At 72.7% G+C, this 14,536-nt stretch carries 13 protein-coding genes; all 13 read right to left on the bottom strand.

Translation table 11 applies throughout. The features are described from left to right. Positions 1–66: 66 nt before the first annotated feature. On the bottom strand, positions 67–1,371 hold the full coding sequence (locus ACZ4VA_RS13460; protein WP_468081491.1) for a glutamate-1-semialdehyde 2,1-aminomutase: 1,305 nt from the start codon (positions 1,369–1,371) through the stop codon (positions 67–69). Positions 1,372–1,450: 79 nt separating this feature from the next. After that, positions 1,451–2,002, bottom strand: a complete 552-nt coding sequence (locus tag ACZ4VA_RS13455) for a dTDP-4-dehydrorhamnose 3,5-epimerase family protein (RefSeq protein WP_355793901.1) — start codon at positions 2,000–2,002, stop codon at positions 1,451–1,453. Continuing rightward, complete coding sequence (locus ACZ4VA_RS13450; RefSeq protein ID WP_389389117.1) at positions 1,999–3,231, bottom strand: polysaccharide pyruvyl transferase family protein; 1,233 nt, start codon at positions 3,229–3,231, stop codon at positions 1,999–2,001. The genes ACZ4VA_RS13455 and ACZ4VA_RS13450 overlap by 4 nt, the downstream gene beginning before the upstream one ends. Further along, a complete protein-coding gene (locus ACZ4VA_RS13445; protein ID WP_356164553.1) occupies positions 3,228–4,175 on the bottom strand; it encodes a glycosyltransferase family 2 protein in 948 nt (315 codons plus the stop codon). The genes ACZ4VA_RS13450 and ACZ4VA_RS13445 overlap by 4 nt, the downstream gene beginning before the upstream one ends. After that, on the bottom strand, positions 4,172–5,479 hold the full coding sequence (locus tag ACZ4VA_RS13440; RefSeq protein ID WP_356164555.1) for an MATE family efflux transporter: 1,308 nt from the start codon (positions 5,477–5,479) through the stop codon (positions 4,172–4,174). The genes ACZ4VA_RS13445 and ACZ4VA_RS13440 overlap by 4 nt, the downstream gene beginning before the upstream one ends. Beyond that, positions 5,476–6,750, bottom strand: coding sequence for a DUF4910 domain-containing protein (locus ACZ4VA_RS13435; RefSeq protein ID WP_468081279.1), 1,275 nt, complete (start codon positions 6,748–6,750; stop codon positions 5,476–5,478). The genes ACZ4VA_RS13440 and ACZ4VA_RS13435 overlap by 4 nt, the downstream gene beginning before the upstream one ends. Further along, entirely contained in the window at positions 6,747–7,772 is a 1,026-nt protein-coding gene (locus ACZ4VA_RS13430; RefSeq protein WP_355783273.1) for an NAD-dependent epimerase/dehydratase family protein, read from the bottom strand. Before ACZ4VA_RS13430 ends, ACZ4VA_RS13435 begins: the two co-directional genes overlap by 4 nt. Positions 7,773–7,775: 3 nt before the next feature. Continuing rightward, complete coding sequence (locus tag ACZ4VA_RS13425; RefSeq protein ID WP_355783276.1) at positions 7,776–8,423, bottom strand: PIG-L deacetylase family protein; 648 nt, start codon at positions 8,421–8,423, stop codon at positions 7,776–7,778. Further along, the gene (locus tag ACZ4VA_RS13420) at positions 8,420–9,229 is read right to left on the bottom strand and encodes a glycosyltransferase family protein (RefSeq protein ID WP_355783279.1); all 810 of its coding nucleotides are present in this window, start codon (positions 9,227–9,229) and stop codon (positions 8,420–8,422) included. Before ACZ4VA_RS13420 ends, ACZ4VA_RS13425 begins: the two co-directional genes overlap by 4 nt. After that, positions 9,226–10,461 carry a methyltransferase domain-containing protein gene (locus ACZ4VA_RS13415; protein ID WP_468081275.1) on the bottom strand — a complete coding sequence of 412 codons (1,236 nt, stop codon included), beginning with the start codon at positions 10,459–10,461 and terminating at the stop codon, positions 9,226–9,228. Before ACZ4VA_RS13415 ends, ACZ4VA_RS13420 begins: the two co-directional genes overlap by 4 nt. Further along, positions 10,458–11,699: a glycosyltransferase family 4 protein gene (locus ACZ4VA_RS13410; protein WP_468081273.1), complete on the bottom strand. Its 1,242-nt coding sequence runs from the start codon at positions 11,697–11,699 to the stop codon at positions 10,458–10,460. The genes ACZ4VA_RS13415 and ACZ4VA_RS13410 overlap by 4 nt, the downstream gene beginning before the upstream one ends. A 2-nt stretch (positions 11,700–11,701) precedes the next feature. After that, on the bottom strand, positions 11,702–12,994 hold the full coding sequence (locus ACZ4VA_RS13405) for an O-antigen ligase domain-containing protein (RefSeq protein ID WP_356238673.1): 1,293 nt from the start codon (positions 12,992–12,994) through the stop codon (positions 11,702–11,704). Position 12,995: 1 nt separating this feature from the next. Further along, on the bottom strand, positions 12,996–14,531 hold the full coding sequence (locus ACZ4VA_RS13400) for a right-handed parallel beta-helix repeat-containing protein (RefSeq protein ID WP_468081270.1): 1,536 nt from the start codon (positions 14,529–14,531) through the stop codon (positions 12,996–12,998). Positions 14,532–14,536: the final 5 nt, after the last annotated feature.

Raw genomic sequence — 14,536 nt, 5'->3', positions numbered from 1 at the left:
CCAGCGCCCACTGTCTGACGTAACGTCAAATAGGCAGCAGCTCGCCGTGACTGACGTTACGTCAGGTCAGGCCCGACGGCGGAACACGGGCTTCACGGGCCGTCCGGTCAGCCAGGGGGTGGGGTCACCGGCGTCCAGTGCCTTCCGGTACACCGCGCACGCCTGGGCCACCACGTCGACGGTGTGATCGATGTCGTCGTCGTCGAGCGCGCTGCTCACCACGAAGGACGGGGCCAGCACCCCGCCCGCGAGGAGCCGGTGCAGGAACAGCGTGCGGTACGGCTGCGACGGCCGCCCCTTCTCGTCGAGCGTGGCGAAGACCAGGTTGCTGGCCCGGCCCCGGACGAGGACGTGGTCGCCGACGCCCATGCCGGCCGCGGCTTCGCGGACGCCGGCGGCCAGCCGCTCGCCGAGGGCGTGCAGCCGCGCGGTGACGCCCTCCTCGGTGTAGGTGGCCTGCACGGCCATCGCGGCCGCCAGGGAGTGCGTCTCCGCCCCGTGCGTGGTGGACAGCAGGAACACCCGGTCCTGCTCGTGACGCAGCCCGCCCAGCTCCATCAGGTCGCGGCGCCCGGCCAGCGCGGAGACGGCGAACCCGTTGCCCAGCGCCTTGCCGAAGGTGGAGAGGTCCGGGACCACGCCGTACAGGCCCTGGGCGCCCGCCTCCGACCAGCGGAGGCCGGTGATCATCTCGTCGAAGACCAGGACGCATCCGTGCCGGTCGGCCAGTTCGCGCAGTCCGGCGAGGTAGCCGGGCGGCGGCTCGCGGTGACCGGCGGGTTCGAGGATCAGGCAGGCGACCTCGTCGCGGTGCCGGGTGAGCAGTTCCTCCGTGGCGGCCAGGTCCCCGTAGGGGAACGCCACGGTGAGGTCCGTGATCGCCTCCGGGATACCGGCGGACATCGGCGTGGTGCCGATGAACCAGTCGTCGACCGAGAAGAACGGGTGGTCGCCGCAGATGGCCACCTTGGGCCGGCCGGTGACGGCGCGCGCGAGGCGTACCGCCGCGGTGGTGACGTCGGAGCCGTTCTTCGCGAACTTGACCATCTCCGCCGTCGGCACGGTGGCCAGGAAGCGCTCCGCCGCCTCCGCCTCGACGATGGACGGGCGGACGAAGTTGCTGCCGCGGTCGAGTTCCCGTCGCACCGCCTCCAGCACGCGGGGATGGGCGTGACCGAGGCTGACCGACCGCAGACCGGAGCCGTACTCGATGTACCGGTTGCCGTCGACGTCCCACACGTGGGCGCCGCGGCCGTGGCTGATGACGGGGGCCAGGTTCTCCGGGTACTGGTCGTCGCCCTTGGCGTAGGTGTGCGCGCCGCCCGGGATCAGGGCGTGCAGCCGCTCGTTCGCCGCCTGCGAGCGGGGCAGCGCGAACTCGGCTGTCCCTCGAGCCCGTTCGGTCTCCGCGGTCGCGGCGGTCGCGCTCTTCTCGGTGTCCACGCCGGTCTCACTTCTCTCTCTGCTTCAGGACCTCGGCGAGGCTCGGCGCCTCCTGGTCCCGCTTGGACATGGACGTGGCCGGCAGCGGCCAGGGGATGGCGAGTTCGGGGTCGTCGAAGGCGATCGTCACGTCCTCCGCCGGATCGTGCGGGCGGTCGATCCGGTACGTGACGTCGGCCGGTTCGGTCAGCGCCTGGAAGCCGTGGGCGCATCCGGCCGGGATGTAGAGGGTCGTGGGTGTGTCGCCCGACAGCTCGAAGAACTCCCGGTTGCGGTAGGTCGGCGAGTCCGGCCGCAGGTCCACGACCACGTCGAAGATCCGTCCGTAGGAGCAGCGCACCAGCTTGGCCTCGCCGGCGCCGGAGCGCAGGTGCAGTCCGCGCAGGACGCCCCGGACCGAGCGGGACACGCTGTCCTGGATGAAGGCGTCCGGATCGAGCCCCACGGAGCGGACCACGTCGGCGTCGAAGGTGCGGCAGAAGAAGCCGCGCTCGTCGGCGTGGGGCGTCGACTCGAACAGGAACGCGCCGGCGATGGCCGGGACTTCGGTCGCCTTCACGAGGCCTCCCGCAGGACGTGGGTGTGGTCGGCCGCCGGGAACAGGGCCGCGGTCAAGTCGGTGAACTGGTCGTCCAGTTGGCGGGACACCAGCAGGTTGCGCTCGGCGAGGGTCCGCCGCAGCTGTGCCGACCTGCCCTCCAGGTCCCGGAACTGGCCGAGCAGGCGGTCGGCGTCGATCTCGCGCGCCGGGTGGCAGTACGCGTCGAGTCCCATCCGGGCCATCAGCGCGTCGCTCTTCGCCGCGTAGCTGAGGGCGAGGGTCGGTGTGCCGGCCCTCAGCGCGCAGACCAGGTTGTGGTAGCGGGTGGCCACCACGGTGTCGGCAGCCGCCGTCTCCTTCATCAGGTCGGCCAGGGAGGTGGCCTCGGCGGCGGTGACCAGCGGCGAGCCGACCGCGTCGACGATCGCTGCGGCCACCGGGGCGTCGCAGTCGTCGCCGGTGAGCAGCCGCACCGGCCGGCCCTCCTCGACCAGGGCGCGGACGAAGCGGGTCGTCCCGTCGAGATAGCGGCGGTGGATCTCCTCGGCCCGCGCCCGGTCGTCGTTGCCGCCGTGGAAGTCCATGACGCCGACGCAGACCGGCCCGGGAGCGCCCGACGGCGTGCTCGGCGAGGGCGCCGGGAGGGCGAAGGCGAGATCCGGGTGGACCTTGTCGCGCGCGGTGTCCACGCCCATGGCCCGCAGCGCGTCGCGGGACAGGGTGTCGCGGTACGAGCGGTACGCGGCCAGCCGCGCCGACCAGCGCACCAGGGCCCGGGTGGCGCGGTCGCCGATCGGGGCGGCGCCGACGCCGACCAGCGCCACCCGGGTCCCGAACAGCCGGCCCGAGGCGCACAGCAGGAACAGCGAGTACGGGAAGCCCCACGGCCGCAGCGGCAGCGTGGCCTCCAGGACGCCCATGCCGGGCACGATCACCACGTCGTGCCGGCGCACCCAGGCGGCGGTGCGGAAGACGTCGACGAGCTTGCCCAGGCCCTTGCCCGCGACGGCGCCCAGGCGTGACGCGGTGCGGTACTCCCCGCGGTACCAGTGCAGCCGCGTCGCGGGAATCCGGTACCGGGCGGCCACCTCCTCGGGCCCTCCGCACAGCGCGTCCACGAGCGCCTCCGGGTGCCGGGCACGCAGGTAGCCGAGCACGGCCTCCAGCGAGCCGTCGTTGCCGAGGTTGCCGGAGCCGAGCAGGCCGAACACCCCTACGCGCACCGGGGTCTCGCCGGGGACGGTCACGCCTGCCTCCCCTCGCGGCCGGCGACGAGGGCGTCCACGGAGACGGTGAGGCGGGCCGGGTCGACCCGTGCGCGGTCCTCGACGCGCTCGCCGGCGCCCGGCCGGAACCGGCTGGTCATCCACGAGGCCAGGTGGCGGTAGCACGCGCGGCGGTCGGCCGGGGACAGCGGCGCCCGCCGGATCGCCGAGACGAAGCCCCAGACGTACTCGGCGAGCAGCCGGGGCGTCGGGTGCAGCGGGCCCGCCCGGCGCGGGTCCAGGTTGACGCAGCGGGAGCGCTTGGAGGGGTTCGCCCGCTCGGCGCGGGTCGGGTGGTCGCGGCGGAAGTACAGCAGCTCGGGCACCTGGTGGAAGGGCCCGTGCAGGGTGATCTCGGCTACGAAGGTGCGGTCCGCGTGGTGGTAGCTGTCGTGCGGCTTCACCCGGCGCAGCACGTCGGCCCGCATCACCCCGTAGAAGTCGTCGCCGCCCGGCTCGAAGAGCAGGCTGCGGAAGCGCTCCGGCGCGTGCGGGGAGTCGGTGGCGAGGCCGTACTCGTAGGGGACCTTCACCTGGCCGTCGCCGTCGATGACCGCCTGTCCGCTGTGCGCGAGGACGACGTCCGGGCGCTCGTCCAGCGCCTGGACGCAGCGCAGCAGCAGGTCCCGTGCGTACAGGTCGTCGTGCGAGGCCCACTTGAACAGCTCGCCGCGGCACTCGGTGAAGACGTAGTTGTGGTTCGGGGCGGCGCCGATGTTGCGGGGCAGCCGGATGTACCGGATGCGGGAGTCCTTCGCGGCGTACCGGCGGCAGATGTCCTCGGTCCCGTCGGTCGACGCGTTGTCGGAGATGACCAGTTCGAAGTCCTCGTAGGTCTGGCCGAGCAGCGCGTCGAGGGACTCGGCGAGGTACTCCTCGCCGTTGTACACGGGCAGGCCGATGCTCAGCCTGGGTTGGGCGCTCATGAAGTCCTCACTTCGGGAACGGAGTTGTGGTGGCGCTCGCGCAGGGCGGACCGCAGGTGCAGCCACCACACGGCCGAGCCGCAGACGGTCGCGGCGGCGACACCCCAGGCGGAGCCGGCCGTGCCGGCCAGGGCCGCCCCGCCGAGCCCGCCGGCGACGTAACAGGCGGAGCCGATCAGCTGGCTGCGCAGACTGCGCCGGGCGGCGCCGAGGGCTCGCAGCCCGGCCGCCGCGCCGGTGCCGAGGCCGGCGCCCGCGACGCCGAGCGTGACCGGCACGATCAGCTCCGAGGCGGAGCCCCAGACACCGCCGAGCACGAACTCGCCCGCCCGGTCCGGCACCAGCAGCAGGGCGCCGCCCCAGAGCAGCGCGGCGGCGGCCTGCCCGCCGCCGAGCAGCAGGCAGAACGCGGCGAGGCGGTGCGGGGCCCGCCGCAGCACCCGGGCCGCCTCCGCGACGGTGACGAGCGACAGCCCCATCAGCAGGGCGAGGAACGGGCCGAGCAGCAGCTCCGCCCCCCGGATCACCCCCACCGCGCCGACACCGACGACGGCGCCGAGCCCGTACGCCCTCAGCTGGCTCGCGCCGCTGTTGCTGACGTTCTCGACCAGGTACCGGTAGCCGAGGTCGCGGTGGTCGCGCAGCCAGTCGCGTGCTCCGGTCAGGCCGGGCCGGATGCCGGACTGGAAGCAGCCGTAGACCGCGGCCACCGCGGCGCACGCGCCCCAGGCGAGCACGAACGCGCCGACGCTGCCCACGCGGGCGGCCACCACCATGGCGGGGACGAGCGCGACCCCCCACACGAGGTCGTTGACGAACGCCTTCCGGCCGGTGCCCGCGGCGAAGAACGCGAACCGCCAGGCGTCCTGGAGCAGCAGCCCCGGCAGGACCACGCCGAGGCAGGCGAACGCGGACCCGACGCGCCCGCCGACGGCGAGCCCGGTCACCAGGGACAGCACGCCGAGGACGGTGCCGACGCCGAGCGCGATGCCCGACGACCGGGCCACGGCCTCGCGCCAGGACGCGTGCGGCACGCCGCTGAAGCGCACCACGAGCGGGTCGGTGGCCAGGCCGCGCGAGACGTTGAGCACCACGCCGTAGGTGACCCAGGCGAGGCTGAACACGCCGAACGCGGTCAGCCCCAGCGAGCGGGCCACGTAGATGCCCACCGCGAAGTTGGTCATGCTGGATGCCGCCTGGTCGGCCAGCCCCCAGGACAGCCGGCCGACGAGGGCACGCCGGGCGGATCCGGCCGGCGTCTTCGTCGTCGGCGGATCCGCCCCCTCGGTGGTCATCGGGGTCATGCCTTGATCAGCCCGGCGCCGTGCAGGGCGTCGGCCGCGCCGGCGACCGTGTCGAACGGCAGCCCGGACCGCTCGGCCACGTCCAGCAGACCGTGCTCCCCGTCGGAGAGGCTCAGTACCCAGAGCATGGCCAGCTGGGCCTGCTTGGCGTCGCTGCGCCCGCCGAGCGAGTCGTACAGCCCGCGCCGCCCCAGCTGTGGTTCGCCGTACGGGCTGAGGTTGAGGTAGCGCCGGTTGGCGTCCAGCACGGCGAAGGTCTCGCGGCAGACGGCGAGGGTGTCCGCCATCGCCTCCGGGGAGACGAAGTCCGGGTTGTCCGCCGAGGTGTGGTACTCGGGGTACCCGGCGTAGGGGGTCCGGCTGAGCGAGCCCACGCCGAGGTCGAACCCGGGCGAGCAGTACTGCCGCTCGTCGTAGCCGTAGGGGGTGAACTCGGTGATGTGGTGCGGGCGTTCGGAGGCGGTGAGCACGTGCCGCATGACACGGTCGATCTCCGCGTCGCCGCGTCTGCTCTGCTTGTACGTCAGCCGGCCCGAGTCGCCCGCGCAGGCCAGCACCAGGCCGTGCTTGACCCGGTCGATCCGCTCCCTGTTGCGGGCCAGCCAGGTGATCGCCCCGATGGTGCCGGGCGCGAAGACGAACCGGTAGGTGTAGTACGGCGTCCGCTCGGCCAGCGCCCGGGCCAGATAGGTCGCCACCGCGATGCCGGCCAGGTTGTCGTTGGCCAGCGACGGGTGGCAGACGTGGCAGGAGACGATCACCTCGTCGGTGACCTGCCCGGGGATCACGTGCTCGGCGTAGGTGAGGTGGCCGTCCTCCAGGGTGGAGTCGACGCGCACCTCGTAGTCGCCGTCCGGCATGGCGTCCAGGGTCTCCTGGGACAGGCAGAACCCCCACTCCGGCTGGTAGTAGCTGGTGCGGTACGGCACCCACGTGGGGTGGTCCGGCAGTGTGTGCAGGTGCTTGCGCAGCTCGGTCAGCGGCATGGTCGCCGACACGGGCACGCTGTAGCCCAGCACGTGCAGGCTGGACGCGGCGAAGTCGACGACCCGGCGGCCCTCGGCGTCGGCGATGTACGCGTCCCGGATGTTCCACTCCTGCGGCACGGTCCAGTCGAGGACCTGCGTCCCGGTCGGCACCTCGTGCACCCGCAGCGGCAGGTACTCGCCGACGACGTCCAGGGTGGCGCGCACGCCGTCGCCGGTGATGCTCCGGCACAGCGGGTACAGCCGCTTCACCAGCGCGTGCATCTCCTCGCCGGCCGTGGTCATCGGCGCCACCGCAGGGTGTCGTCGACGGCACCGGCCTCGGTCGCCGCGCGCAGCACGGCCAGCCGGGTGAAGCGCCGCTCGAAGTCCTCCCGCGTCAGCCCGTGTTCGCGGTAGGCGTCGGCAAGTTCGAGGGCGCCCTGCTTCACCGTCCACTCGCAGTCGAAGCCGGGCACCGCGGCACGGAACCGCGAGAAGTCCACCCGGTACGAGCGCGGATCGGCACCGTTCTCGCCGGTGATCACCACCTTCGAACCGGGCACCGCGGCGGCGACCTGCTCGGCGATCTCGGCGACCGTGACGTTGTTGACCTCGCTGCCGATGTTGAACGCCCGGTCGTGCACCGCCTCCCGCGGGGCGGTGAGCGCCGCCGTGAAGGCCCGCGCGATGTCGGCGGCGTGGACCAGCGGGCGCCAGGGGGTGCCGTCGGAGAGCACGAGGACCTCGCCGGACAGCAGGGCGTGGCCCACCAGGTTGTTCAGCACGATGTCGGCGCGCAGCCGGGGCGAGTAGCCGAACGCGGTGGCGTTGCGCATGTACACGGGACTGAAGTCGCCGTCGGCCAGGGCGTGCAGGTCGTCCTCGACCCGCACCTTGGACTCCGCGTACGGCGTCACCGGGCGCAGCGGGGCGTCCTCGGCCACGAGGTCCCCGCCACCGGCGGCACCGTAGACGGAGCAGGTCGACGCGTACAGGAAGCGCCGCACTCCGGCGTCGCGCGCCAGCCGGGCGAGCCGTACGGACGCGTGGTGGTTGATGTCGTAGGTGAGTTCCGGCGCGAGCGAGCCCAGCGGGTCGTTGGACAGCGCGGCCAGGTGGATCACCGCGTCCACCCCGGCGACGTGCTCGGCCGTGACGTCGCGCAGGTCCACGCGCGGCCCCGCGGGGTCGGCGGGCGCCGGGCCGAGGACGCAGTCGGCGAACAGTCCGGCGTCGAGGCCGACGACCTCGTGTCCGGCGGCCGCGAGCACCGGGGCCATCACGGTGCCGAGGTAGCCCTGGTGTCCGGTCAGCAGTACGCGCAAGGTTCAATCCCCCAGGTCGAGAGTGAGTTTGGTGACGGTGAACGCCTCGGCGTAGCGGGCGTGGCATTCGATGCCGCGGATCCGTGCGAGGCCGAGGAAGGCCTCCCGGTCGTACCAGGGCCGGTGCCGCTGCGAGGGGTAGTGCTCCTGTAGCAGCCGCACCTTCTGTTCGGCGATCTCAGGCGACAGCGGCTGGTACGCCGACGGGCGGCCGAGGTCGCCGTCCCATTTGACGATCTCGTAGCCGAGCACGAGGTGGTCGCGGTAGGCGGTGGTCATCAGCCGCGCCAGGCCGCGGTGGTCCTGGTGCGCGTCGTCGGTGCGCGGGGCCAGCACCAGGTCGGGCTCGGTGTCCGCGCGCAGGTCCTCGACCGCGTCCTTGGCCTCCTCCCAGTGCGCGGGCAGCCGGCCGTCCGGCAGCTTGTGCACGGTCAGCCGCAGGTCGGCGCCCGGGCAGAAGGCGGCGAGCGCGGCCTGTTCCTCCTGCTCGCGCTCGGTGCCGCCGCCGGAGAGCACCAGGGCGTCGACGCGCAGGCCCGGCCGCGCGAGGCACATGGTCAGCAGGGTGGCGCCGGCGCCGATGGCGATGTCGTCGCAGTGCGCCCCGACCGCGACGATCCGGTCCAGGCGCCCCGCGCCGAGCCGTATCACGCGGTCCCCACGCGGGCACCGGTCGCCGCGCCGTCCCGCTCCCAGACGGCCCAGGGGCGCTCGCCCCGGGCGTACGCCTCGTCGAGCGCGGCGCGTTCCTTCACGGTGTCGGTGGGCTTCCAGAAGCCGCGGTGCCGGTGGGCCACCAGCCGTCCCTGCTTGGCCAGTCGGCCGCATCCGTCGGCGACCAGGTCCCCGTTCTCCGGGATGTGGTCGAAGATCTCCTGGCGGAGCACGAAGTAGCCGCCGTTCTCCCACAGCGGCAGTTCGCTCACCGCGGTGATGCCCCCCACGAGTCCGTCCTCGCCCAGCTCAACGCAGTGGAACGAGGACTGCGGCGGCACCACCATCATCGAGGCGCCCGCGTCGCGCCCGGCGAACCGGTCGATCATCTCCGGCAGCGGGGCGTCGGTGAGCACGTCGGCGTAGTTCGCGAGGAACATCTCGTCGCCGTCCAGGTGGTGCCGTACCCGGCGCAGCCGCTCACCGATGGGCGACTCGATGCCGGTCTGCGCGAACGTGATCGTCCAGTCCGAGATGTCGGTGGACAGCAGCTCGGTCCGTCCGCCGCGCAGCACGAAGTCGTTGGACGTCGTCTCCTCGTAGTTGAGGAAGAAGTTCTTGATGTGGTGGGCGCCGTACCCGAGGCACAGGATGAACTCCGTGTGCCCGAAGTACGCGTAGTAGCGCATGACGTGCCAGATCAGCGGCCGGGGGCCGACCATCGCCATCGGCTTGGGGACGTCGTCGGAGGTGCCGTTGCGCATCCGCATCCCGTAACCGCCGCAGAACAGGACGACCTTCATCGCGTGACCTCGACAATGCTCAGTTCCGGGATGGGGAAGACCAGCCGGCCGCCCCACTCGTGCACGAAGGACAGCTGCTCCACCAGTTCGGCCCGCAGGTTCCAGGGCAGGACGAGCACGTAGTCCGGCCGGTCGGCGGCTATCCGCTCGGGCGGCAGGATCGGGATGCGGGTGCCGGGGGTGAACCGGCCGTGCTTGTAGGGGTTGCGGTCGACCGTGTACGCGAGCAGGTCGGGCCGGACGCCGCAGTGGTTGAGCAGGGTGTTGCCCTTGCCCGGGGCGCCGTAGCCGACGACCGTCTCACCGCGTTCGGCCGCCTCGACGAGGAACCGCAGCAGGTCCCGGCGGACCTTGGCCACCCGGGTGGAGAACTCGGTGTACCCGGACAGCTCCTGAAGTCCGGCGGCCTTCTCGCGGTCCAGTACGTCGGCGACCCGCGCGGACGGTTCGCCCGCCACCTCGGCCGGCCGGGCCCACAGGCGGATGGAGCCGCCGTGCGTGGGCAGCAACTCGACGTCCACGAGGGCGAGTCCGCCACTGGCGAGCGCCCGGATCGCGGACGCGACCGTGTAGTACTGGAAGTGCTCGTGGTAGATCGTGTCGTACTGGTTCTCCTCGATGAGGGTCAGCAGGTGCTGCACCTCGATGGAGACCCAGCCGTCGTCGGCGACGAGGGCGCGCAGTCCCTCGGTGAACCCGACCACGTCCGGGATGTGCGCGTACACGTTGTTCGCCACGACCAGGTCCGCCGGACCGTGCTCGGCGCGGACGGCCCTGCCGGTGTCCGGGCTCAGGAACTCCGTGAGGGTGGGCACTCCGGCGTCCCGTGCCGCGGCTCCGACGTTCACCGACGGTTCGACGCCCAGGCAGCGGATCCCCCGGTCCACCACGTGCTTCAGCAGGTAGCCGTCGTTGCTCGCGACCTCGACCACGAAGGCGTCGGGGCCGAGGCCCACCCGCTCCGCGGCGGCGTCGACGAACGTGCGCGCGTGCTCCACCCAGGAGGTGGAGAACGAGGAGAAGTACGCGTACTCCTTGAACGTCTCCTCCGGTGTGATCAGCGGCGGGATCTGCGCGAGCCAGCACGCGGTGCAGACCCGCAGGTGCAGCGGGTACGTCGTCTCCGGCCGGTCCAGCGCGTCCGCGGCGAGAAAGCTCTCGCACGGCGGGGTCGCCCCCAGGTCGACGACGCTCGCCAGCGTCGCCGAGCCGCAGAGTCGGCATCGTGTCATCTGTTGTCCCCATCCCCCCTGTTCGCGCGGGTGTCCCCGGCGCGAGCCTGTGCTGACCGACCCGCGATCGCGGTGCGGTACTCCTCCTCCAGGCGCCTCAGCCCGACCGCCGGGCTGAAGTCCCGTACGTAGCGCCGCCGGGCCGCCCGCCCCATCTCCCGGCCGTCGTCGGGGCCGGCCGCGATCCGGCGCAGGCAGGCCGCGAGCGAGGCGGCCTCGCCCGGCCGGTGCAGCAGCCCGGTCACCCCGTCCTCGACGAGTTCCACGAAGGCGCCGTGACCGGCGGCGACGGTCGGTACGCCCGCCGCCATCGCCTCCACGACCACCAGGCCGAACGCCTCCAGCCACGTCGAGGGCGCCACCACGGCGACCGAGCGGGCGACGGCCTTGCGGCTCTCCGCGGTGTCGAGCAGCCCGGCGTAGCGCACGTCGTCCCGGCCCGCCGCCCAGTCGGTCACCTCCCGCTCCAGGGGCCCGGTGCCGGCGATCACGAGCGGCAGGCCCAGCCCGCCGTCGGCGGCGATCGCGTCCCAGGCCGCCATGAGCAGCCGTACGCCCTTCGCCTCCGCGAGCCGGCCGAGGTAGAGCAGGTGCTCGCCGGCGCCGGTGCGCACCTCGCCCGGCTCGGGCACGAAGTTGTGCTTGACCGCCAGCCGTTCGGGCGGCATGCCTCCCCGGGCCAGGACCTCGCGCTGGGCGGCGGAGATGCACAGGAACCGGTCCACGCCGGACCACCACCGGCGCCGGTTCGCCGACAGGCTGACCGCGAGCGGCACCGTCGCCAGCCGGGAGCCGCGGTAGCAGCCGTGCCGGACGGCGGGCAGCGGCGTCGACCCGACGCACTCGGTGCAGGGCCGGCCGTCCCGCTGGAGTGTGCCGGGAGGGCAGATCTGGGTGTAGTTGTGCAGCGTGGCGACGACGGGCACGTCCGCGGCGGCGCAGGCGGCGAGCACCGCGGGCGACAGGAGCGGGAAGACGTTGTGGACGTGGACCACGTCCGGCCGCTCGGCGCGCAGCCGGGCGGCGAGTTCCCGCCGGACCGCCGGGTTCCACGGCACGCGCAGCGGCACCCCCGCCTTGGCGAGCAGGGACATCGCGGCGATGTCGTCGCTGCGGCGCTCGAACACCTCGACCCGGTGGCCGGCCGCGCGCAGCAGCTCCGTCTCCTGGCCGACGACCTTGTTCTCCCCGCTCGGCTGCGCCGAGGCGTAGTGGTTGTGCACCACGAGGACGTGCATGCTCAGCTCACCTCCGGTCCGCGGGCCCAGCGCGGGACGTGTCGTCGCGGGACCGCGGGCGGCGGCAGCGGTGGGTCCGCCGGTGCCGCCAGCAGGGAGGCGGCCACCGCGAGGTGCAGCAGATACGGCGAGGCGTCGCCGAGTCCGGCCTCGGTGTACGAGGCGATCGCGCAGTAGCTGATCAGGAAGATCGCGCAGGCCCGCGACAGCGACGGCGGCCGCAGCAGCGCGACTCCGCCCAGCACGGCGATGACCGACCCGACCAGCGCGATGCCGGTCAGCCCCTGTTCGTGGTAGACGGCCAGCCAGCTGTTGTCGATCGGCAGCCCGCCGAACGACTTGTCGCCGAGGCCCATCCCGAACAGCTTCTCCCCCGTACTCCGGGGCGCCGCCAGCAGGGCGTCCCAGACCTTCGCCCGGCCGGTCAGGTTGGAGAAGTTCTCCTGGCTCTGGCCGCGCAGGAACCACGACCGCAGCGCGCCGGCGAACCCCACGGCGGCGACCACGGCGCACAGCACCGCCCAGGTGAAGAAGCGGCGGGCGGCGGCGCTGGTCAGGACGAGCGAGCCGATCGCCAGGGTCAGCCCGATGATCAGGCCGAGCGTGGCCGTACGGGTGTGGGTCAGCGCGAGCAGGACGAGGGACGGCACGATGACCACCGCCGCGCTCACCCGGTCCGTCCTGCGCCCGAGCACGAGCAGCACGGTGAGTCCGATGATGACCGCGGCGTACTGCCCGATCTGCGGCGGGGTGAGCGGCCACAGCGCGCCGACGAGCCGCCCGCCGTACAGCTCGGGCAGGGCCGCGCCGGGTGAGATGAGCAGGCCGGCGGCCACCGAGCCGAGCACCGCGAAGTACATCCGGATGTGGTGCCGGACGAACGTGGTGCCGCCGTCCCACCAGCGGCTGAGCAGCCACAGCGTGCCGACGAAGAGGGCCAGTCGGCCGCAGCGGAACAGCGCGCCGAACCCGGAGTTGAGGTTCGCGCTGGAGATCAGGCTGGGCACCAGCAGGAGGGTGAGCAGGAGCACGAATGCGCTGGGGCGGATGCGCAGCCGCAGGTTCACCACGAGCGCCAGCGCGAACGCGGCGACGAGCGCGCCCATGGTGACCATCTGGATGAGGGAGCGGGGCAGCGGCACGATGGTCTTCGCGCCGGCCGAGCCGAGGGTGTTGAGGATCAGCAGGCCCCAGACGATCCCGACGACCCTGGCCGTGGCCGTACTTGTGGCGGCGGGGGCGGTGTCCGTGTCGAGTCCGCCCGCCTGCCTGTCGTGCCGCAGGTCCGCGTCCATGTCAGCCACCGCCCCGCGGATCGAGGGTGCTGCCCTTGTCCTGCCGGTAGGGCGTGCCCTGCCACTGGCCGAAGTCGAGGACCCGGCTCGGGTCGTGGGCGACGAACTTCCACGGTCCGACGTAGACGTTGTCGTGCCAGCGGTTGTGCTGGCCGGTGGTGATCGCCTCGGCGACCCGCTCGCCCTGGTACGGCGACCAGTCCGGGTAGGTGCCGTAGTTGGCCAGCACCGCCATCAGGCCGCACTTGGCCGTGCACTTGACGACGGACTTGTCGAGCGTGAAGCGGTTGTGGTGGATGTCGACCCGCTGGGTCTTCCACCGGCAGTCGTCGTACAGCGGGGCCTTGGCGATCGCCGGGTCAGCGCACCGGTCGGTGCCCTTCACCAGCAGGGTGCAGTCACCGGAGGAGGTGTTGGCCGGGCTGTTGCAGAACCGGTCGGCGTTCTCCCACAGGGTGATGCCGGACCAGTTGTCCTCCAGCACGTTGCGGTAGACCTCGATCCTGTCGGTGCGGGCGCGGACCCTCGGTTCGCCGCCGGACTCGGACAGATAGACCGTCGCGAACGGGAAGGTGTCGCCGCGTTCGGCGGCCTTGCGGCCCTCGACCCAGTTGTTCCGCCGGATCGTGTTGTTGCGGATGACCGCGTTGTAGCTGATCTCGTAGATCAGCGCGGCACCGTCGTTGGCCTCGAACACGTTGTTCTCGATGCGGAAGTCGTTGTTGTTGGTGTCCGCCCACAACCCCGTACCGCGGTTGTCGTGCACCCAGTTGCCCCGTATGTCGGCGCGGTCGACCGCCCAGAACTTCACGCCTCCGGTGCAGCCGCAGCCCTTCTGCCGCCGTTCCCAGTCGCCGGTGTTGTTGCCCACGATCTCGTTGTCCTCGACCACGAGGCCGCGCAGCGGGCCGCCGGACTTGTACGCGTTCATGCCGTACTGGCCGTTCTCGCGCAGGCAGTTGGCGCGGACCTGCTGGCGCGCGCCGGCCATCAGTCCGGCGCCGGAGTTGTACTGGATCGTCGCGTGCTCGATCACCCATCCGTCCGCCGAGTCGTGGTTGACCACGCCCTCGTCGCGCGGCGCGACGAAGTGCTGCACCGTCAGGTGGCCGACGGTGACGTCGGGGGCGGTGCCGCCGAACGCGTACTGGTTCTTCTTCCGCCCGTCGAGGACAGCGCCCGGCGCACCGAGGTAGCGGTCGCCCTTCTTGGGAATGACCTGGGCGAAGCGGTCAGGGTCGAGCCGGTGCCTGCCCGGGCGGAGCCAGAACGTGGTGTTCGGGGGGCTGCTCTTCGTCTTCGCCGCCAGGTCGCCGACCACCTTCGGGTCGACGGTCACCGCGCCCGCCGGTGCCTTGTCCGGGCCCGGCGCGGGCTTCGCGCACACCCGGGCCACGGACCGGGCCGCGGGCGTGGACGGCGCGGCCTTCGGCGGTTCGGCCGCGGCGCCCGGCGTGCTCTCGCAGCCGGTCATCGCCAGCAGGACCAGGGCCAGCGGTGCCACCGCCGCCTTCCAGTGCCGCCTCTTGATGTCCACGCGCC

It is taken from the genome of Streptomyces sp. NPDC028308 (assembly GCF_055565855.1).
This window is presented reverse-complemented; position numbering and strand designations above follow the sequence as displayed.

Bases quoted from the DNA above. Each gene is read 5' to 3' on its own strand.
- ACZ4VA_RS13410 (WP_468081273.1), bottom strand. From the start codon at position 11,699: ATGCACGTCCTCGTGGTGCACAACCACTACGCCTCGGCGCAGCCGAGC.
- ACZ4VA_RS13415 (WP_468081275.1), bottom strand. From the start codon at position 10,461: ATGACACGATGCCGACTCTGCGGCTCGGCGACGCTGGCGAGCGTCGTC.
- ACZ4VA_RS13435 (WP_468081279.1), bottom strand. From the start codon at position 6,750: ATGACCACGGCCGGCGAGGAGATGCACGCGCTGGTGAAGCGGCTGTAC.
- ACZ4VA_RS13405 (WP_356238673.1), bottom strand. From the start codon at position 12,994: ATGGACGCGGACCTGCGGCACGACAGGCAGGCGGGCGGACTCGACACG.
- ACZ4VA_RS13445 (WP_356164553.1), bottom strand. From the start codon at position 4,175: ATGAGCGCCCAACCCAGGCTGAGCATCGGCCTGCCCGTGTACAACGGC.
- ACZ4VA_RS13420 (WP_355783279.1), bottom strand. From the start codon at position 9,229: ATGAAGGTCGTCCTGTTCTGCGGCGGTTACGGGATGCGGATGCGCAAC.
- ACZ4VA_RS13440 (WP_356164555.1), bottom strand. From the start codon at position 5,479: ATGACCCCGATGACCACCGAGGGGGCGGATCCGCCGACGACGAAGACG.